Consider the following 19,600-nt stretch of genomic DNA (forward strand, 5'->3'; position numbering starts at 1 on the left):
ACAAAAAGACAAATTGTTCTTCCAACAATTTGTCTTTTTCTATTCGACTCTTAAATCAAGCCTTCCAAGAGGCCTCTCATGAAGTTTTCTGAGTGGAATGGTCCGATGTCATCAATCTTTTCTCCGAAACCAATCAACTTCACTGGAATGTCCAACTCTTCACGGATCGCAAGGACGACCCCACCTCGAGCCGTTCCATCGATCTTGGTCAATACAATTCCTGTTACAGGCGTAATTTTTGAAAACTCTTTGGCTTGCACCAAGGCATTTTGACCGGTTGATGCATCGAGGGCCAGCAAGGTTTCATGCGGTGCATCAGGTACCACACGCTTGATAATGCGGCCGATTTTTTCAAGCTCGGCCATGAGGTTGTCCTTGTTTTGCAGACGACCAGCTGTATCAATCATCAGAACATCGATGTTTTCAGCGATCGCGCGTTCCATTCCATCAAAGACGACGCTAGCAGGATCTGATTTTTCAGGACCTGTCACAACTGGAACATCTACGCGGCGTCCCCATTCTGCCAGTTGAGCTACTGCTCCTGCACGGAAAGTATCTGCTGCAACCAGCATGACTTTCTTGCCTTCTTGTTTGTAGCGGTGGGCTAATTTCCCAATAGATGTGGTTTTACCAACTCCATTGACCCCAACAAAGAGCATGACCGTAAGACCATCTTGAAAACGAATGGCTTCATTAAATTGGCCATCCTTTTCATACAAGTCCACTAATTTTTCGATGATCACGCGCTTGAGAGCATCTGGTTTTTTGGCATTTTCCAAACGGGCTTCATAGCGCAACTCTTCGGTTAAATTAGAGGCCACTTGAACCCCAACGTCACTCATGATCAAGAGTTCTTCCAATTCTTCAAAGAATTCTTCATCAACTGAACGGAAATTGGCAAAGAAGGCATTGAGGCGCGCTCCAAATCCAGTCCGCGTCTTTTTCAAGCTACGATCGTATTTTTCCTGAATGGTTTCTTGCTCTGGCTCAACCTCTTCTGGAATTGGCTCCTCTGCCTCTTCAACAGTTCTTTCCTCAACGGCTGAAGCAGCTTCTCCTTGAGGAAGTCTGGACTCGGCTTCTGCCACTTCTGAAGTTTCCTCCACTTGAGCAATCGCTTCTGATACTTCAGGTTCTGAAACCTCATCCTGAGCTTCTACTAGTTCTGGAGACTCCTCTTCTGTCGTGCTCCCTTCCACTAGCTCAGCGTCAGATGATGGAGAGGCAATTGGTGACTCTTCTTCCATTTCTGAACCGTTAGCCCCATCTGCTTCCTCACCATCTTCAGTAACTTCCGCTTCAATTTTCACTTCTTCAAGAGGCTCAGTCTCCGTGTCATCAGCTAGTGGTGAAACTTCTTGAGGAATTGCTTCTGTTTGAGCAGGTTCAAAGGCAACTGGAGACTCCTCTACCGGTTCTTGAACTTCAGGAGTCTCTGAAGTTCCTATTTCTTCAACAAGAGGTTCCTCTGCCGGCTCTTCTTGAGCAACGGTTGAAACAGGTTGATGAGTGGCTGCAATTCGCGCTTTGAGCTCTTGGTAGTAAGCCTCCATATCAGCGATTTTTTGCTCTTCCTTGTCATTTTGGGTAGCCGTAGGCTCCTCTTTGACAGTTTCTTCAACCTCAGTACTTTCCGTCACTTCTTCCGAAGACGGAAGCACTTTTTCAGTTTCTTCTTTTTTTCCAAATAAACGATCAAATAATCCCATTTATTCACTCTCCTTTAGCACATAATTTTCAATCGCCCATGCGACAGCATCTTGGTCATTGGTAACAGGGGCCACAAGCGCTGCAACTTCCTTCACTGCTGGAATCGCATTGCCCATGGCAACCCCCAGTCCAGCCCATTGGATCATAGACAGGTCATTGGCTTCATCTCCACAGGCCATGACTTGATCTGCCTCAAGACCCAAAATAGAAGCTAGAGCTACTAAGCCCGTTGCCTTGTGAACATTTTTAGGGCACCATTCCAGCAACATTTCCCGAGATTTAAAAATTTCATAGTCTTGAAATAAATCCGGCTTGATCTGCTTGATCGCTGCATCTAAAAAGTCTTGATCGACTGCTGTCACACACTTGTTGTAGGAAATCGTGGATGGCAGGTCTTTAAAATCTGTCTCAATAAAGTTCAGGTAGGGATTGTAAAGGGAATAGAGAGACTTTCGATCTGCATGAATCTCATAAACCGTTCCCTCACTGATAGCATCCAGCGGAAGGCCTAGACGGGCTGTTTCATCATGAATGGTTGCGACATCTTCTGGTGCCAAGACAACTTTTGAGAGGATTTCTCCATTATTTCGCTGCACTAGACCACCGTTGAAGGTAATCGTATACTCTTCTTTGAGGCCTGCTGTTCCCAATTCTTCCAAAAGAAAATCCATGGCTTTCAAGGGACGACCAGTGGTTAGAACCACCTTGACACCTTGGGCCTGTACAGCAGCGAGGGCTGCTCTATTGCGAGGGGAGATCTTTTTTTCTGAATTGAGAAGGGTCCCATCTAAATCCAGCGCAATCAAGGAAATCTGACTCATACAATTTCCTCCATGTAGCGTAGGACAGAACCAGTTACATGGTGACCGATGACTGTTTCAGCAATCGCCAAGATTTCAGGACGCGCATTTTCTGGCGCTACAGGATGGCCCACGACTTGCATCATATGGAGGTCATTTAAGTTATCCCCGAAAGCCATCACCTGATCCATCGAGATCCCTAGTTTATCCGCTAAGGCGGTAATGGCCACTCCCTTATCGACATAATCGAGTACAATATCAATCGATTCAAAACCTGTCGTCATCGCTTTGACACCTGGGATATTCTCAGTGACCCATTGTTCACCTTCAAGTACAAGAGCTGCATCAAAGTTGGTGGTCAATTTGAAAATTTCATCCTGAATATCTGCTAGGCTTTTCACTTTTTGAATGTTTTCATTGTAGTGCTGACTCAAGGCCAGATAGTCGGGATCTACTGTTTCTAAGACATAGCTCCCTTTTTTCCCAGTCAAAAGAAGCTTATTCGGGTCTGCATAAGGTGAGGATTTCAAAGCCTCAAAAACACCCAAATAAAAGTCTTTGGACATGGTCGCTTCGTAGAGATCGTCTCCATGAAATTCTACCACACTACCATTTTCAGCAATGAAAATCATCTGGTCCTCAAATCCTTTAAAGAGAGATTTGAGAGAAAGGAGGGCACGGCCACTTGCAGCAGCAAAATAGATGCCTTTTTCTTTGCAGCTTGCTAATACCTTGCGTAAAAGGTCTTGATCGTACTGATGTTGGTCATTTAGAAAGGTTCCATCCATATCCGTAGCGATCAATTTAATATCATTATTCTTCATTTTCTAAGTCTTTCAATTTTACAGAGACGATTTTAGAAACCCCAGATTCTTGCATGGTCACCCCATAGATAGAATCAGCTGCCGACATGGTTCCCTTCCGGTGCGTCACGACAATAAATTGGCTTTCCTTATCAAAGCGGTTCAAATAATCCCCAAAGCGCTTGACATTGGCCTCATCTAGGGCAGCCTCTACCTCATCCAGAATGACAAATGGAATAGTCTTGACACGAATAATCGAGAACAGGAGAGCTAAGGCAGACAAGGCCTTTTCTCCACCACTCATGAGGTTTAAGGATTGGATCTTTTTACCAGGTGGCTGCACAGAAATTTCAACACCAGCTGTCAGAAGATCCGGCTCTGTCAGAATCAAATCAGCAGAACCCCCACCAAACATTTGACGGAAAGTGACTTTAAAGGATTCACGAATGGCTTCAAAAGTTGATTTAAAGCGTTCCTTAACTTCGTCATTCATGTCGTTGATGGTGGACAGAAGCATGTTTTTCGCAGCCAAGACATCCTCACGCTGGCTGGAAAGGAAATCAAAGCGCCCCTTCACCTCATCGTACTGCTCGATCGCATCCACATTGACTGGACCAAGTGCCTTAATATCTTTTTCGATGCTCTTGAGCTGGTTTTCAGCTGCTACAAGATTTTCAACAGGTTTAGCCTGCTCTTTGGCTTGGTCAAAGCTTTGCATGAATTCATCGGTAATTTGCGTTAAGAGCTTGTTCAAACGATCCGCATGCTTTTCACGTGTCGCTTCAGCCTTGGCTTGTTGACGAATCCACTCTTCGTTTTTCTTGCGAGCTTGTTCCATCTGTTCTGCCACATCTTCGGCCTGGCCTTCCAAATCATCCAGCTCAAAGCGTTTCCGAATAACTCCTTGTTCCAAGTCCGTTTTCTTAGCTTGGGCCTGTGCCAATTGATTGGCTAGCTGGTCCACATCCACTGTCTGAACTTGAGCCTCGCCTTGTTCAATCAGCAATTGCAACTGATGCTCTTCTACTTCCAACTGAGAGATCGTTTCTTCCAAGCGACGAGCATCTGTTTGCTCATAGCTTTGTTGGCTCAACCATTCCGTCTGTTGAAGTCGCAATTCTGCCAATTGCTCTTGCAGGTTTTGTACCTTTTGTTGCAAGACATCTTTATCCGACTTCATGGTTTCAATGTCGCGATTCAGATTTTCTTTTTGAAGCTCAATTTCTGCCAATTGCTTAGTAAGGGATTCCAGCTCTTCTTGGAGAGACTGGGTCGCATCTGTTGCTAATTCTGACTTCAAAGCTTCTAAGAGTTCCTGAATTTCTTTCAGTTGCTCTTGGCTTTGTTGGTAGGCCAATTGGGCTCGCTGTTGCTCCAGACGCGCTTGCTCACCCTGGCTTTGAATAGAGGCCAGGTATTCTTGCGCCTGCTTGAGCAGATTGTCTTTGGTTTCTACTTCCTGCTCAGCTTCTCTCAAACGAGCATCCAGAGCTTGCATTTCCTGCTTCAAACTATCCAATTCTGGTTTGACAAAGACCGTATTTTGGGAACGGTTGGCACCACCGGCATATGATCCTCCGGTCCGCAATTCAGTACCATCCAAGGTCACCATCCGAACTTGATAGTTGACTTTACGGGCCGCCTCACGCGCATGCTCCGTCGTATCAAAGATGGCCGTTACGCCAAGCAGGTTTTGGAAAATCTGTTCAAAACGATGCTCATAGGTCACTAAGTCACTCGCAATTCCTAAAAATCCTGCACTGGCTTGAATCAATTCCAGATTCCGAGGGGATAGTTGACGAGCTTTGATGGTCGTTAGTGGAAGGAAAGTTGCCCGTCCCAAGCGATTGCGTTTCAAGAAATCGATCGCTCGAGTTGCAGCCTTTTCATCCTCGACAATGATCTGTTGGCTGCTAGCTCCCAGAGCAATTTCAAGCGCTGTCTGGTAGTCTTTTGAGAAGCTCAAATTCTCACTAACAGCCCCACAGATGCCTCCTAGACGTTCTGCTTCTTGTAAGACGCTCTTGACGCCTGCATAGAAGTTACTATGGTTCTTCTGAATGGCTTCCAAGCTATTGATCCGCGCCCGTTTGTTTTTGCTCTCATCCATCAAGTCAAACATGGCAGCTTGAGCCTCTTGGTAGGCAGCTTTGGCCTGTTCCACTTTTACCAATTGCTCTTGATATTCTACTAGTAAACCTTTGACCGTCGCTTGTGCCTGATCCAATTCTTCCAATTGTCGGACTTCTTTTTCCTTGGCAGTTTCAAAGTTTGTTTGTGCCTTGGTCAAATCCTCTTGACGATGGCTAGATTCTTGCAGGAGTGCTTGGATCCGACTCTCAATGGCTGTTCGCTCATTCGATTTTTCAGCCTCCATCTGCAAAAGCGCGACATACTGCTCTCGTAGATGCTCAATGACTTGTTCCGGATCTTCTTCGTAGTTGGCTAATTCTTTTTCCAACTCTTCTTGTTGCTGACGGTTCTCTGTCAGTCTTTGTTGAAGCACAGCTAGCGTCTCTTGTTTTTGAGCCAGCTCATTTTTCGCTTCTTCCAGACGGGCCAAAATAGCATCCAGACGCTCAAGATTTTCCCTACGACTATGGGCTGCTTGACTCGATTGCAACTTAGCTACTTCGATTTGCTTTTCCAAATCACTGATCAAACGAGTGACCTCAAGTAAGCTGGCCTGGTCCTCAGCTAAGCTTTCATCCAACTGATGGCGGGCTTTCTTGATGCGTACATTATCTTCTTCTAAGACCTGACGACGTTGGTAATAAGAAGCCAACTGTTCTTGAATGGCTTTTTCTTCTTGATCAGCCTTTTCGTAGAGCTCTTTTGTCAGATCGACTTGAGCAACTAAAACATCTAGCAAGAGAACCTGCCGTTCTTGGTCTAATTCCAAGAAACGACGAGCGACAGTCGCTTGCTTTTCAAGAGGTTGGATCTGTCCTTCTAATTCATAGAGGATGTCCTCCAGACGGTCCAAATTCTCCTGGGTTTGGTTGAGTTTGGTCTCAGTTTCCTTACGCCGCGTCTTAAATTTCAAGACACCAGCAGCTTCTTCAAAGATAGCCCGGCGTTCTTCCGGTTTGGAGTTAAAGATCTCCTCTACCCGTCCTTGGGAGATGATAGAGAAAGAATCACGTCCCAATCCCGTATCCATGAACAAATCGTGAACATCTCTGAGACGTACTTTCTTGCCGTCGATCTTGTACTCGCTGTCTCCTGAACGATAAATATGCCGTTCGACACGAATTTCTTTCCCTGCCTGTTGGATAAAACCATCCTGGTTATCTAAGACAACTGTGACACAGGCATAATTCAGCGGTTTACGCGATTCTGTCCCTGCAAAGATGACATCGGGCATCTTGCCCCCACGTAGACTCTTGACACTGGATTCCCCCAGGGCCCAGCGCAAGCTCTCTGTGATATTTGATTTTCCAGATCCATTAGGCCCTACAACGGCAGTGACCCCTTTGTCAAATACGACTTTTGTCTTATCCGCAAAGGATTTAAAGCCTTGGATTTCAATCTCTTTTAGATACATGGCCCATCATTCCTCGTTTCAACTGCATTGCGGGCTGCTTCTTGTTCCGCTAATTTCTTGGAGCGACCATGGCCGTGCCCTAGGGTTTTACCGTTCACGAACACTTCCACTTCAAACTCCTTTGCATGAGCAGGGCCGGACTCGCTGACCACTTGGTACTGGATCTCCACATCCCCGTGAACCTGCAACAGTTCTTGCAGACGGGTCTTGTAGTCAATGACTTGGGAGAATTGACCCGTTTCCACCTTGGGAATCATGACCTGGTAGATGAAGCGTTTGACTGCTTCCACACCTTGATCTAAGAGCAAGGCACCTAAAAAGGCTTCAAACAAATCGCCAAGAATCGTATCGCGGTCCCGACCGCCTGATTTTTCTTCGCCTTTGCCTAGTTTGATATAACGGTCAAATTGGCAATCCCGAGAAAAACCAGCCAAACTTTCTTCACGGACAATCATGGAACGGAATTTGGACAAATCTCCCTCAGGTCTGTTTGGGTGTTCCTTATACAAATATTCGGAAATAACTAATTGAAGAACAGCGTCTCCTAAAAATTCCAAACGTTCGTTATGTGAAATTTTTAAGAGGCGGTGCTCATTGGCATAAGAGGTGTGCGTAAAAGCTGTATCTAATAAACTGCTATCTGAAAAAACGATCTGAAACCGTTCCGATAACAGGGCTTGTAATTTCTCCATGGGAAGCCTACTTTCTAATAAATTCATACTCTTAAGTATACCAAAAAAGAAGCACGAACGCACTTCTTTTCCTAGTTCTAGGGCCTGAATTCTCCAATTTTAATCAGGATTTTCTTCAGTTGGATTTTCAGGCTTATTAGGGATCACTTTTAAGAGATAATAGGTGATAAAAATCGTTAAAGCACCTAAAGCAAGCTTCACCCAAATAATCGGAGCCAGATAGATCGAAATCCCCATCAGAATGTAGATCTGAAGAAGGATCCATTTCTTCCGTTCTTTGGCAATCGATTTGGTCTCTCGGTAATCCGCTACATAGGTCTGATAAAGCTTGGTTTGGTAGAGCCAAGTTTCAAAGCGTTTGGAACTTTTAGCAAAGCAAGCCATAGACAACAATAGAAAGGGGGTTGTCGGTAAAATCGGCAAAGGAATCCCAATAATTCCTAGTCCCAAAGACACAAAACCAATCGTAAGATAAACAAGGCGCATTTTCTTCTCCTTTGTATGATTCTTTTTTATTAAAAGCCAGTTCATAGTTGACTTACTAACTTTTGCTAATCCTTTCTCAATTTTTAGAAAAAGCTACTAACACAACAGCATAGACTAGAAGGAGCAAGATCCCATAAAGGATTCCAGCCCATTTATAATAGCGATTCACACCGCAATAACGCTCCACGTAAGCTCTACTTGGTTTTTCAGGATCATACCAAACTGTCATCGAAGAACATAGTGGAAATTGGGTCTGAAGAGCTGTATTAAAAGATACAAATGAATTTCGATAAAAGGTAATCGAATTGGCTAGCATCTCTTCTCTTGTGTGAAAGTAAGATGCCCGTTTAGGTCCCCATGGGGTTGAAACCGTCCTAATAAAGAAATAACGAAAGGATTTTTTATAAGCAACACCATTTACCTTGTATTCCACAATAGGAGGATTTCCCCCTCGAAAGCTATTATAGCCCACAACTGTTCCTTTTATGGATGATGTAGCAAGCCGAACCATCTTTTTATCACGGAAATAAAGATAAAAATAAGTACCACTCACAAAAACTAAGGCTAAAAATATAACTGTTGTTGAGAGCCAAAACAGTAGCATTTTAGTTGACATTTATTTCTCCTTCAAATTTTCTTGGTAATACTCTAAAAACTCTTCTTCGCTTTGAACGATATGTTCTTTTCCATCTTTCGAACTAGTTGCAGGAATAGTTAGGTTCTTAAAGATATTGGTATCTTTGGGAACAACCAATTTCAAAAAAGAGATTTTTAAACGAACATCTTCTTTTCCAAGGAAATACAATTCAGATAGCGAACCTTTACTCAATATATCATATACTTTTGGATACTTGCTTGCTAAAGAATCTGCTTGAGCTTTTTTAGTAAACCAAAACGCTGACCATACAAAATTAAAATGTTGGTTTGAAAGTCTGTCATATTTATTGAGTAAATCCTCAAGACCTTCTTTATTTTGCCATGCTTTTTGATTTACATCATAAAAGTCCTTACCTGTTTTTCCAGATGATGTTTTAGAAATAATTTTCCCCGTTTCTATATCTATGATACCAATAAAAGTTTTTGAGTTTGGTTTACTATTCACTGCCATCTTTATAGGCAAATAAGTTTTTCCTTCTTCAGATTGTAACAATTTTGGGGAATCCGCAACATTAATTGGAACATAATTTCTATTATATTCCCTCACCATCTTAAACACATCATAAGTTTTTTGTTTAATCGTATTGTCTTTTGTATCGTAAACATCTAATAACCAGTATTCTCCTTTTTCAGGGATATTACTCTTTAAATAAGGAACTTTATCATTTTCACTTAACCAGTACTTATATGCTGCCGACTTCAATTTGTAACTCTGCCGAATAATAAAACGTTCACCATGCATCTCAATTCTATTGTTTCTGATGTCAATACGAGGATCATATTTCTTAGCCTCTTTCGCTTCCTTTAATTCAGCTTCGTTATCCCAGCTAATTGCTACCGCTTTATGATTAGCAATAAATTCATAATCCGTCATTTTTGCTCTCGGGCTCCACATGACAAACTGGGTCAATTCATGTTTACGATAAGCCTTATATGCAAGGCTAGCTCCTGTGATAATAAAGACAAGAAATAAAACTTGAACTAATTTTGATCTGATTATCTTTTTCATTTCTATTTTTCCTTTCCTATGACTAATAGTCATCTCTCTGCCATTCAGATTACTGCTTTATTGTTCTATCTGAATTTTTTATATGCACTTCTATATTATTTCATTTTAGCTTTGAAAGTTGACTCAGCTGAGAAATAGATTGTATTTCCAGACAATAAAAAATTAAGTGCAAAAACAAATAAACCTAAATGAACTACAAAGTTCGGAGCAAAATTAGTTATTACCGCATAACAAACCACACCAACAATGATAAGAGAAATCGTTGGCATTAGAAGCGATAAAAAAATAAAGGGAACTATATACCAGTTTACACTAGACACAAGATATAGTATTTTCGAGAATATCAAAAAAGGCGACTTCCAAACGGAAGTCGTCTTTTTTATGCTTATTTCAAAAATTCATACTCAAATAAAAATGGCACAATTTCAGAATTATAATATTCTTTTATCATTGTTTTCAATGTATTCAAGTGTCCGTTTAATTCGGGATAGTTATAGATTGTTTTATCATTTTCATCTTTTTCAGATGTGTTAAGTTCATCAATAATCTGATAAACTGAATACGTCAATTTAGAATTATAATTTTCCGTTTTCTTAGCTTCTGTTAGGACTTTTTCCCATTGTTCAAATAAAGCAGTCTCTTTAGAACCTTGTTTCAATTTTGCTAAGTTGACTGTTGCTAGCGTATCTCCATTAGAGTTATCCAGTGACAACTCATTGCGGTAGAATCGTCCATCAGAACCATATAAACTTCTCATGTGATTTTGCGTTTCAAGTGTTGTGAAGAGCAGAATTTTCAATAAGTCTTGTTCAATCTTGTTACTTGATACAGCTTTATTAAAACGTTCAGCGCCATCAGCAGATTTCATAATATTAGCACGCTGTGTCCAGTGACGATTATAAGTAATGTAGCGACTGGCGGCAAACATTGGGAGCTTTTCGATGAAATTGTCTTTTCTTAATGGGAAATACCCTGCACCATTATATAGACTAGCAACTAGTAGAGAAGAAGCCAAGTCAGGATTGTCAAAATTCACTCCAGAAGCTCGCAAATAGCCAATTAGATTGTTATTTATAATTGTCTGAGAAGTAATTTTATTCGTGCCTACTAATTTTGCTCCATTTAACCCCAATACAAAATCAGATAATTTATCGTCACTAAATTTCCGTTTGTCGTAATACACATTACTATATTTCGTATAAATACGATTGATGGTTAAATCTTCTTCTTGTAAGATTTCGTTATTGGCTATATTGAATGCTTCAAGGGTAATATTATCTAATTTTTCATCTACATTTGACCAAAGAATACAAGAAACTAACGCATCAATTTTAGTGTGAAAATGTCTTCGGTTGAAAGCAAATCCACTTTCAAACTTTTTATCAATGAGATGAATTTCTTTCCAATATTTGATTGGGCTATAAATAATGTAACTATCAGTAGGCTGACGAAGATAATATTTGAAACCACTCCAAATAAAGATATTTCCCATCTCATTTACACCCATTCCCTTGATTTCTTGTTTCATCTGTTTCATTAAATAACTTTGTTTCCATTGAGATGATGATGAAGTCTTTTTTGCTTTTTGATGTTCTATACTGCGTGTATCTGCGTAGGGTGGGTTTTCATACAAAATAATTGTTACTTTTGGGTCGTTGATATAGCGTTGAATAATTTCATTATTGATATATTCCTCGCTAAGAGCATCCGCTCCTCGGACTAGCCCCATATTAAAAGTATCTTCTTTTTCAGTTGGTGGAATGATATGACGGACTTTATCTCCAAGCAATTCCAGCAGAACTTTGTATTCATAATATTCTATAGTTGAAAGAACACAGTGACTTAATTCCTCGTCGCTCATCAATTTCTCAAGGTTTCCAGTTCCGGCACATCTATCCAAAATAATATAATCATTTCCTTCTGGAACACGTTTAATAGCTTGTCGGACTAGCTCCAATGACTTTTGAACATAAGGTTCAGGAGTGTAGAAAGCTCCTAAATTTTTCTTTTGCAAATTATCATTGAGTTTATCCATCAAATATTGAAATTGAACATTAGTTTCACCGATATAAGGATTGATAAACTCTTTTAGTTTCTCAGGTTTCCGAATTTCACCAATAATTTTAACTTTACCAGTATGGTCACCGATAAAATCAGACTTTTTAGCTCCTTTGTTTTCACGATAAAAACGTTCTGCCCAACCAACAATACAGTTTTCGTCGATGTTAATTTTTGTATATTGCTTTGAACGTAGTAAAGTAATAAGACGACTTTCGTCTAGTTGACTTTGACCGTATTCTAAAACTTCAAGAGGAGCATCAGAAGAAAAACCAGAGGTTTTTACACTTGCACCACCAAAATATACTTTTTCGATATGTATTAAATATTCCTGACTATCAAAAACGTAGATTTTTTCATTCGTTAGCGACACAAGCAGAATGTTTTTGGGAATTTCTTTTCCTTTGATTCTCCGAGCGGATAGATATTTGATGGCTTGGAATAGAACAGTGTTAATATCATTGATAACAACTTTAAATTCAATCAGATTTCCATTTAGAATACCATCTGTATAATCCGTTAAAATATCATCTGTTTTCAAAGTTTTATCAACAAGAGGTAGATAATCTTGATAAAACTTGAGTTGTCCGTCAACTTCGTTTGAGAAATGGTTAGGCATATTGTAGCTCCCCATTTCTCTCTAAAAACAACTCAGAAAACTCAACATAAAAAGCCTTCTCACAAAAATGTGAAAAAGCCTGTTTTAATGCTTGACAAAAAACACGCCCGATTACATAATCAGTGTGAGCTGTGAGCTGTGAGCTGTGAGCTGTGAGCTGTGAGCTGTGAGCTGTGAGCTGTGAGCTGTGAGCTGTGATTGCGTTCATAATACTTAATTTCCTTTATTTTTGATACTTCTATTATATCAAAATTTTGGAACCTTGCATAGTAGAAGTTTACATTTTTATTGACAAATATTCTTGTTTTCGATATAATATAATCAAGAAGTAAGGAGTATCAGTTATGAAGTTTGAGTTTAAGTCATTATTTGATTTACAATCTGCTTTTCCAGACGAACAGTCATGTATTGACCATTTAGAAAATATGATTTGGGGCGATGTGATTATCAGCCCTTTTGATGCTACTTCAAAGGTCTACAAATGCAAAGGTAACAAATACCGTTGTAAAAATACTGGAAAATACTTCAATGTCAAGACTGGTACTCTTTTTGACAATACTAAAATTGAACTTCGTAAATGGTTTATGGCAATTTGGCTTGTGACTTCTCACAAAAAAGGAATCTCATCTGTACAATTATCAAAAGATATTGGTGTTACGCAAAAAACAGCTTGGTTCATGCTGGAACGTATCCGTAAGTGTTTTAGTTCTGAAAACAACAATAGTCTTGATGATGTTGTGGAAGTTGATGAAACCTACATAGGTGGTAAAAACAAGAACCGTCATAACTCCAAAAAAGTCAAAAATGCTCAAGGGCGTTCATTGAAAGACAAATCTGCTGTAGTAGGTATGGTACAACGTCAAGGTAAAGTTAATGCTCATCATGTTCCAGATACAAAGACGAAAACATTGACTGAACAGATTGTCAAATACGTAAAGGAAACAGCTCAACTTTACACAGATGAATGGCTGGGTTATAATAAAGTAGCTAAGATGTATAATCATGACTTTGTTAATCATGGAATTAGTGAGTATGTGCAAGGTGATGTTTATACCAACACGATTGAAGGCTTTTGGGCTGGATTGAAACGTGGAGTATTAGGAATTTACCATTCGTGGTCTAAGAAATATCTTCAAGACTATGTAGATGAATTTGTTTTTCGTTATAATACTCGTGACTATTCGGATAGTGAGCGTTTTAATCTCCTAATTTCAAATGCCTGTGTCCGAACTAAATACAGGGAGCTGATTTATGGCTACTAATACATTACATGACCTGCATTTTGAATTGGAAAGGTCTATCGCTCGTAGAGTTGATAGTAAGCTGATTGGTTATCAGGTCAGCCTTTCAGATGGTTTTTACAATAAATACACCAAACTCTGGGATAAGACCTATTCCTTTGATTTTGTTACTGAACATCGCTCTTTTTATACTCAACTGACAAAACGTTGTGTTTATGACGTACTTGGAGATAGTCAAAAGAAAATTGACAGAAAGGCTATTGCCAAACAAATGGCAGAGTTAGAAGCCTTGGTTGATATTGCAGAAAGTAAAGAGGAGTTTCAGAACTTTTTTGAGAAAAAATACAGTCTCAAATTTCCTAATTTGAACGATTGCATTTATCAGAAGAAAAAAGAGTTATCTGATTTTGACAAAAAACTTTGGATAGCAATGCACTATAACCCTAGAAAAGATGAGGGGGAATAATAATGACAACATGGTACGATTACATGGTGAGAGCTAGTGAACATGCTGGAAGTGACGGTGATTTGTGGTTTCGCTATCTTTATAAGGTCATTAAAGATGAGGAGACTAAACTAACTACTGATGATGTAGAGCAATTGTTGAAAAATCCTACCTTAACACCTTTCCAAAAAATAACCCTTCAAGATGCTTTAACAGAAGGCACACACACAAGAGAACACGTTTTGCAGGCGAACCGTAAAAGTCAGCCAAAAGATATTTTGAAACTCTTTAGAGAGGGTAACTATGGATAAGAAAGTTTTATTTGAGGCTCTCAATACAGAATTAGCTAAGGAAAATATTGACCTAGAAATTATCTGTGTTGGTGGCTTTGTCCTCGAATACTACAACCTTCGAGGAACACAAGATGTTGATGCTTTTTATCAAGAAGATGTTAAAATCAGAAGCATTATTGAGAAAGTTGGCGATGATTTTGACGTGAATGAGCCTGATGAGTTATGGCTGAACAACAATGTTGCAAATATGAATAAAATACCGCCACTGTCTATCTGTGAGAAGGCATTTAGCTATTCAAATTTGACTGTTTTTGTACCACCATTATCTTACATTCTCGGAATGAAACTAGACAGCGGACGAGATAGAGATAGGCAGGATGCTGGGGAAATTATTAAACTAGTGAAAATTCGTTCTATAAAAGATATTATCAATAAACTCAAAGAATATGGTTTTCAACCAGACCTTTCATTGATATTGGAAGTATTTGAGATAGCCTATGGTATGGAATGGTTGGCAGAATATATGAGTGAACATTATGAAGAATTTAGACATTATTAAAAGACGGTTTCCGTTTGGAAGTCGCCTTTTTTGATATTCTCGAAAATACTATATCTTGTGTCTAGTGTAAACTGGTATATAGTTCCCAAAATAAATTTTAATGTTGTTGGGACACAATATACTTTGATAAGATGATCATTATTCTCTAGCATGGACACAATTTTTCTTCTGCTCATCCACACGCGAATTCCCATCACAATACCAAAAACGAATAACGTCAATCCAATATTGAGTAAATGAGAATTGAAGTACAGATAATCTTCAATCGGAAACGCCCTCGATAAAAGCAATGCCACAAACGCAGCTCCAGAAGCTGTAATTCCTTTGTTATGTGTTAAACCATTCCTTTGCTTGTCGTTTCTAGATGTTGTTAATGCGTTAAATTCATCCTCAGTTAACCGAATAGCCCAATGGGATGTAAAATACAAAAACCACGGGAAAAAGTATGAGATTATAAAAGGACGATCCACGTCTACTAAATAATGCTCATTATCTACATTTAGAATGCGATAGCGAAAATTTTTTTTTGCTAAATGTTCTATGTTTGCTTTTTTAAGCATAAACACCCTTTCTTTTCATATCAATTAATCAAGGAGATTTTTAAATGATGAACCACCCAAAATTTCTTGACCCATATTATCTACCATTAAATCGCTTAGCAAAGATGCAATGCTCTCATTCTATTGCAGTACAACATATTTCGATGTAATTATTGTCCAGTTGATCCTGTTTGACGCTTCAATAGTTTAAGAATCCTTCTGGTCTTAATTTCCTGATGAAAATGCATCACACAAGCAAAAGCAAGAAGGTAGATCATCAGACACAAAAAATCAGTTTCTCTAATATAAGTAACCAAGAAAAAAATCCCTAAAAAAGCAAAAAGAATCTTCATAATAAAAATTGCAAGCACCTTTGCTCTAAGTGTTTTGCGCTCTTTTTCCTTCAAAACAACTGTTTTCCAACCTGTTCTCAGATCTTTTTTTCTCGCCTTCGCTATCATCAACATTCCGAAAACTATCAGAGTTCCAATCATTGCAATACCGATATTGATCGTATACGGTAAGGTCCCAAAAGCTGAATTTAATACACTTGCAATTCCTTTTAAAAGAAAGACTGTAAGTGGAGCAGCAACCATTATCCAATTGGAAGTATTTTTTTGATCATTATATTGAAATACTTCGTTTTCTTCATCAAAATAAATCCATTTCGAATCCAAATAACCGATATATGTTTTCACAATTAACATTTCTCCGTCAATTTATTCTTGAGATAAAGTACTCCTATCATACACGAATTTTGGGTAAAGAGCAAATTCATTACTAAATATAGATTTCCTTAAATAGGCATATAAAAAACCACCCGCAGGTGGTTCTCTATCTTATATCTTCGTCAAAGGGGTCGCGGTATCTGGCGAGGTATCTAGCACCTCAAAATCATGGCCAACAGCTAGATCTGCTCGAGCCAGTTGATTCTCCATCGTCATATGGGCCAATTCTTTGATATTGTTCTCTTTTGACAAATGTCCCAGATAAATCTTCTTGGTGCGATTCCCCAGGGTTCGGATCATGGCATCCGCACCATCTTCGTTAGAAAGGTGGCCTAGGTCTGACAAGATCCGCTGCTTCAAGCGCCACGCATAAGAACCTGCTCGAAGGATCTCTACATCATGGTTGGACTCAATCAGATAGCCATCAGCATCTGCGACGATTCCTGCCAAGCGATCACTCACATAGCCCGTATCCGTCAGCATGACGAAGCTCTTGCCATCCTTCATAAAGCGATAGAATTGAGGAGCTGCAGCATCGTGACTGACCCCAAAACTTTCGATATCAATATCGCCAAATGTCTTGGTCTTCCCCATTTCAAAAATGTGCTTTTGAGCATCATCGACCTTGCCTAGATACTTGGTGCCTTCCATGGCCTTCCAAGTTGCTTCATTAGCATATAGATCCATGCCATATTTCCGCGCTAAAACACCCACACCATGGATATGGTCTGAGTGTTCGTGCGTAATCAAAATGGCATCTAAGTCTTCTGGTTTGCGATCAATTTCAGCCAATAGTCCCGTAATCTTTTTCCCTGATAGCCCTGCATCAATAAGCAATTTTTTCTTTGGTGTCTCAAGGTAGAAAGAATTCCCACTAGAACCTGAAGCTAAAATACTGTACTTAAATCCCTCTTCTGTCATTGACTCCTTATTCTTCCTCTTCTGTATCCCAGTCGTCTTTAATAGCATCTTTGTCGTACGGCAAGACAATGGTAAAAGTAGATCCCTTGCCATATTCACTCTTGGCCCAAATAAAGCCTTTGTGTTGCTTAACGATCTCCTTAGCAATGGCTAAGCCCAGACCAGTCCCACCTTGGGCCCGGCTTCGTGCCTTATCCACTCGGTAAAAGCGATCAAAAATACGTGGCAAGTCTTTCTTTGGAATCCCCAAGCCCTCATCTGAGATAGAGATAATCAACTGAGCATCTGTCGTTTTCATCCCCACCTTGATCTTTCCACCATCAGGTGAGTACTTGATGGCATTGTTCAAGATATTGTCGATCACCTGGGTCATTTTATCCGTATCAATTTCCACCCAGATCGGAGTGATCGGGTATTCCCGGATCAGTTCATACTTCTTGGTATCTTCTTGCGATTGACTCTTGATCTTATCAAACCGGTTTAAAATAAAGGTGATAAAGGCCGTAAAGTTGGTCAACTCGATGTCCAACTGACTGGTTTCATTATCGATTCGTGACAAGCTCAATAGATCTGTGACCATGCGCATCATGCGGTTGGTTTCATTGAGTGAAACCTTGACAAAATCTGGTGCTACCGGCTCTGACAAAGCGCCATCGTCCAGGGCTTCCAGATAGGATTTCACACTGGTCAAAGGTGTCCGTAATTCATGACTCACATTGGAGACAAAGAGGCGACGTTCCCGCTCTTCCTTGTCCTGCTCCGTCGTATCATGCAAGACAGCTACTAGACCAGAGATAAAACCTGACTCGCGACGAATCAAGGCAAAGCGCACACGAAGACTTAAGTATTCCCCATTTTCATCCTGGGAATCGATGGTCAACTCTGGTACTTCTGTAATCAAGCTGCGCAGATCATACTCGTCTCCAATCGAAAGCAAATCCAGAATACTGGTATTGAGCACCTCATCTGGATTGACATTCAATTGGTTGGCGGCCATTTCATTGACCATGATGATCTGACCACGTCTATTGGTCGCAAGCACCCCATCTGTCATGTAAGAAAGGATACTGGTCAAACGCTTGGTTTCTTGTTCCAAGTTTTCATGCGTCAGGCGAATAACCTCAGACAGATCATTGATACTATTGGTCATATCTGTCAGTTCTGGACTCCCTTGCATGTCGACCACTTCAGAATAGTCCCCTGCAATCAGATCCTTAATTTTGGCGTTTAATTGTCTGAGCTTGATATTGTCCCTACGGTTTTCTAGCAAAAGCAAGGCTACCACAATGATAAACCCAACCGTAATCAGAACAAAGACAAAGTTCGACGACATTACAAATTGTTTTAGTTGATCAATCATTGTTTCTCATATAATATCCGACACCACGGCGGGTCAAGATATATTCTGGACGTCCCGGTGTGTCCTCGATTTTTTCACGCAACCGACGAACCGTCACGTCCACTGTCCGAACATCACCAAAGTAATCATAGCCCCACACCGTCTCAAGAAGGTGCTCACGGGTCATCACTTGACCGACATGGGTCGCAAGGTGATAGAGCAATTCAAATTCGCGATGGGTCAAGTCCAATTCTTTGTTGCCTTTTTGAACCAAGAAGGCATCTGGAAGAATGTGAAGATCACCAATGACAATTTCCGTATCAGCCTCATTTTCAAGCTGAGGATCAGCCGCAAACTCAGAACGACGCAACAAGGCTTTCACACGCGCTTGCAATTCCCGATTCGAGAAGGGTTTGGTTACATAGTCATCCGCCCCGATTTCAAGCCCGATAACCTTATCAAATTCCGTATCCTTAGCAGATAGGACAATGATCGGCACATTGCTAGTCTTACGAATCGTACGCGCCACTTCCAAACCATCAATCTCTGGCAACATCAAATCAAGAATAATAATATCCGGATTTTCAGCCGCAAAGACCTCTAAAGCTTCCCGACCATCAAAGGCTGTCAATACCTCATAGCCTTCTTTTGCCATGTTAAATTTGATAATATCTGAAATTGGTTTTTCATCATCAACTACTAATATTTTTTTCATCTTACATACCTGTTTCTAATGATACTTTTCCTTATCAATCTCTATCTTCTTATTATATCAAACTTATGAAGAAATGTGGAGTCTCAATTGCTGGACTTTCCAATAAGACAAAGCAAAAAGACTGAGATCGTTACATCTCAATCTTTTTATTTTTTCATTATTTCTCAACACGTGATTTGTTGGAGATATCAGCTAGGATTGCTGCTACATACTCATCATGTTTAAACATTAAAACGGTATCTACTTTCAGAGGAGATATCGTTTTTCTTCTTCGGATAAGGATACAAAAATTTCTGCCTTCACTATCTTTTAAATTGATTGAGTTCTTCAGAGAAAGACTGTAAACTTTTTGATATAATATCAAGGATGGACTGATGGATATTTAAAAAATTATGTTCAAAAGAATGACAGGTGAGAATTAAAAATATGTAAGATTGGA

19 protein-coding genes are annotated in these 19,600 nt (G+C 40.0%); 4 read left to right on the top strand and 15 right to left on the bottom strand.

Annotated elements, in window-relative coordinates; all coding sequences use genetic code 11:
- Positions 1–50: 50 nt before the first annotated feature.
- The 10 genes from ftsY to TZ97_RS05735 form a co-directional block, all read right to left on the bottom strand.
- A complete protein-coding gene (gene ftsY, locus TZ97_RS05690) occupies positions 51–1,709 on the bottom strand; it encodes a signal recognition particle-docking protein FtsY (protein WP_045759692.1) in 1,659 nt (552 codons plus the stop codon).
- Complete coding sequence (locus tag TZ97_RS05695; protein ID WP_045759693.1) at positions 1,710–2,531, bottom strand: Cof-type HAD-IIB family hydrolase; 822 nt, start codon at positions 2,529–2,531, stop codon at positions 1,710–1,712. It lies immediately after the preceding gene.
- Positions 2,528–3,334 carry a Cof-type HAD-IIB family hydrolase gene (locus TZ97_RS05700; protein ID WP_045759694.1) on the bottom strand — a complete coding sequence of 269 codons (807 nt, stop codon included), beginning with the start codon at positions 3,332–3,334 and terminating at the stop codon, positions 2,528–2,530. Before TZ97_RS05700 ends, TZ97_RS05695 begins: the two co-directional genes overlap by 4 nt.
- On the bottom strand, positions 3,324–6,860 hold the full coding sequence (smc, locus tag TZ97_RS05705; protein ID WP_045759695.1) for a chromosome segregation protein SMC: 3,537 nt from the start codon (positions 6,858–6,860) through the stop codon (positions 3,324–3,326). The genes TZ97_RS05700 and smc overlap by 11 nt, the downstream gene beginning before the upstream one ends.
- A complete protein-coding gene (gene rnc / locus TZ97_RS05710) occupies positions 6,851–7,552 on the bottom strand; it encodes a ribonuclease III (RefSeq protein WP_045759696.1) in 702 nt (233 codons plus the stop codon). The genes smc and rnc overlap by 10 nt, the downstream gene beginning before the upstream one ends.
- A 99-nt stretch (positions 7,553–7,651) precedes the next feature.
- On the bottom strand, positions 7,652–8,038 hold the full coding sequence (locus tag TZ97_RS05715) for a YbaN family protein (protein ID WP_045759697.1): 387 nt from the start codon (positions 8,036–8,038) through the stop codon (positions 7,652–7,654).
- 76 nt (positions 8,039–8,114) lie between these two features.
- Entirely contained in the window at positions 8,115–8,654 is a 540-nt protein-coding gene (locus tag TZ97_RS05720; protein ID WP_045759698.1) for a hypothetical protein, read from the bottom strand.
- Complete coding sequence (locus tag TZ97_RS05725; protein ID WP_235287901.1) at positions 8,655–9,704, bottom strand: hypothetical protein; 1,050 nt, start codon at positions 9,702–9,704, stop codon at positions 8,655–8,657.
- Positions 9,705–10,089: 385 nt separating this feature from the next.
- Complete coding sequence (locus tag TZ97_RS05730; RefSeq protein WP_045759314.1) at positions 10,090–12,381, bottom strand: hypothetical protein; 2,292 nt, start codon at positions 12,379–12,381, stop codon at positions 10,090–10,092.
- The gene (locus tag TZ97_RS05735; RefSeq protein WP_045759313.1) at positions 12,374–12,589 is read right to left on the bottom strand and encodes a hypothetical protein; all 216 of its coding nucleotides are present in this window, start codon (positions 12,587–12,589) and stop codon (positions 12,374–12,376) included. Before TZ97_RS05735 ends, TZ97_RS05730 begins: the two co-directional genes overlap by 8 nt.
- Before the next feature lie 136 nt (positions 12,590–12,725).
- Here TZ97_RS05735 and TZ97_RS05740 point away from each other — a divergent pair, with 136 nt between their 5' ends.
- The 4 genes from TZ97_RS05740 to TZ97_RS05755 are packed head-to-tail and all read left to right on the top strand — an operon-like array spanning position 12,726 to position 14,919.
- Positions 12,726–13,643 carry an IS1595 family transposase gene (locus TZ97_RS05740; protein ID WP_045759312.1) on the top strand — a complete coding sequence of 306 codons (918 nt, stop codon included), beginning with the start codon at positions 12,726–12,728 and terminating at the stop codon, positions 13,641–13,643.
- Entirely contained in the window at positions 13,633–14,088 is a 456-nt protein-coding gene (locus TZ97_RS05745; protein WP_045759311.1) for a hypothetical protein, read from the top strand. Before TZ97_RS05740 ends, TZ97_RS05745 begins: the two co-directional genes overlap by 11 nt.
- A 2-nt stretch (positions 14,089–14,090) precedes the next feature.
- Entirely contained in the window at positions 14,091–14,378 is a 288-nt protein-coding gene (locus TZ97_RS05750; RefSeq protein ID WP_020902550.1) for a hypothetical protein, read from the top strand.
- Positions 14,371–14,919 carry a DUF6036 family nucleotidyltransferase gene (locus TZ97_RS05755; protein WP_045759310.1) on the top strand — a complete coding sequence of 183 codons (549 nt, stop codon included), beginning with the start codon at positions 14,371–14,373 and terminating at the stop codon, positions 14,917–14,919. Before TZ97_RS05750 ends, TZ97_RS05755 begins: the two co-directional genes overlap by 8 nt.
- Here TZ97_RS05755 and TZ97_RS05760 read toward each other — a convergent pair.
- The 5 genes from TZ97_RS05760 to yycF form a co-directional block, all read right to left on the bottom strand.
- A complete protein-coding gene (locus TZ97_RS05760) occupies positions 14,916–15,479 on the bottom strand; it encodes a DUF443 family protein (RefSeq protein WP_045759699.1) in 564 nt (187 codons plus the stop codon). The genes TZ97_RS05755 and TZ97_RS05760 overlap by 4 nt on opposite strands.
- A gap of 149 nt (positions 15,480–15,628) precedes the next feature.
- Positions 15,629–16,156 carry a hypothetical protein gene (locus TZ97_RS05765; protein WP_152620216.1) on the bottom strand — a complete coding sequence of 176 codons (528 nt, stop codon included), beginning with the start codon at positions 16,154–16,156 and terminating at the stop codon, positions 15,629–15,631.
- 141 nt (positions 16,157–16,297) lie between these two features.
- Positions 16,298–17,107 carry an MBL fold metallo-hydrolase gene (locus TZ97_RS05770; protein WP_023918725.1) on the bottom strand — a complete coding sequence of 270 codons (810 nt, stop codon included), beginning with the start codon at positions 17,105–17,107 and terminating at the stop codon, positions 16,298–16,300.
- A gap of 7 nt (positions 17,108–17,114) precedes the next feature.
- Entirely contained in the window at positions 17,115–18,467 is a 1,353-nt protein-coding gene (gene vicK, locus TZ97_RS05775; protein ID WP_045759701.1) for a cell wall metabolism sensor histidine kinase VicK, read from the bottom strand.
- A complete protein-coding gene (yycF, locus tag TZ97_RS05780) occupies positions 18,460–19,161 on the bottom strand; it encodes a response regulator YycF (RefSeq protein ID WP_003008151.1) in 702 nt (233 codons plus the stop codon). The genes vicK and yycF overlap by 8 nt, the downstream gene beginning before the upstream one ends.
- Positions 19,162–19,600 lie beyond the last annotated feature (439 nt).

The organism is Streptococcus parasanguinis (assembly GCF_000963275.1).
Lineage (GTDB): Bacteria > Bacillota > Bacilli > Lactobacillales > Streptococcaceae > Streptococcus > Streptococcus parasanguinis_B.

Excerpts from the sequence above, each read along its gene's own strand:
- TZ97_RS05735 (WP_045759313.1), bottom strand. The coding sequence starts at position 12,589 with ATGAACGCAATCACAGCTCACAGCTCACAGCTCACAGCTCACAGCTCA.
- TZ97_RS05745 (WP_045759311.1), top strand. The coding sequence starts at position 13,633 with ATGGCTACTAATACATTACATGACCTGCATTTTGAATTGGAAAGGTCT.
- TZ97_RS05750 (WP_020902550.1), top strand. The coding sequence starts at position 14,091 with ATGACAACATGGTACGATTACATGGTGAGAGCTAGTGAACATGCTGGA.
- TZ97_RS05695 (WP_045759693.1), bottom strand. The coding sequence starts at position 2,531 with ATGAGTCAGATTTCCTTGATTGCGCTGGATTTAGATGGGACCCTTCTC.
- TZ97_RS05725 (WP_235287901.1), bottom strand. The coding sequence starts at position 9,704 with ATGAAAAAGATAATCAGATCAAAATTAGTTCAAGTTTTATTTCTTGTC.
- yycF (WP_003008151.1), bottom strand. The coding sequence starts at position 19,161 with ATGAAAAAAATATTAGTAGTTGATGATGAAAAACCAATTTCAGATATT.
- rnc (WP_045759696.1), bottom strand. The coding sequence starts at position 7,552 with ATGGAGAAATTACAAGCCCTGTTATCGGAACGGTTTCAGATCGTTTTT.
- TZ97_RS05755 (WP_045759310.1), top strand. The coding sequence starts at position 14,371 with ATGGATAAGAAAGTTTTATTTGAGGCTCTCAATACAGAATTAGCTAAG.
- TZ97_RS05770 (WP_023918725.1), bottom strand. The coding sequence starts at position 17,107 with ATGACAGAAGAGGGATTTAAGTACAGTATTTTAGCTTCAGGTTCTAGT.
- TZ97_RS05720 (WP_045759698.1), bottom strand. The coding sequence starts at position 8,654 with ATGTCAACTAAAATGCTACTGTTTTGGCTCTCAACAACAGTTATATTT.
- TZ97_RS05760 (WP_045759699.1), bottom strand. The coding sequence starts at position 15,479 with ATGCTTAAAAAAGCAAACATAGAACATTTAGCAAAAAAAAATTTTCGC.
- TZ97_RS05700 (WP_045759694.1), bottom strand. The coding sequence starts at position 3,334 with ATGAAGAATAATGATATTAAATTGATCGCTACGGATATGGATGGAACC.
- TZ97_RS05715 (WP_045759697.1), bottom strand. The coding sequence starts at position 8,038 with ATGCGCCTTGTTTATCTTACGATTGGTTTTGTGTCTTTGGGACTAGGA.
- TZ97_RS05730 (WP_045759314.1), bottom strand. The coding sequence starts at position 12,381 with ATGCCTAACCATTTCTCAAACGAAGTTGACGGACAACTCAAGTTTTAT.
- TZ97_RS05740 (WP_045759312.1), top strand. The coding sequence starts at position 12,726 with ATGAAGTTTGAGTTTAAGTCATTATTTGATTTACAATCTGCTTTTCCA.
- vicK (WP_045759701.1), bottom strand. The coding sequence starts at position 18,467 with ATGATTGATCAACTAAAACAATTTGTAATGTCGTCGAACTTTGTCTTT.
- smc (WP_045759695.1), bottom strand. The coding sequence starts at position 6,860 with ATGTATCTAAAAGAGATTGAAATCCAAGGCTTTAAATCCTTTGCGGAT.
- ftsY (WP_045759692.1), bottom strand. The coding sequence starts at position 1,709 with ATGGGATTATTTGATCGTTTATTTGGAAAAAAAGAAGAAACTGAAAAA.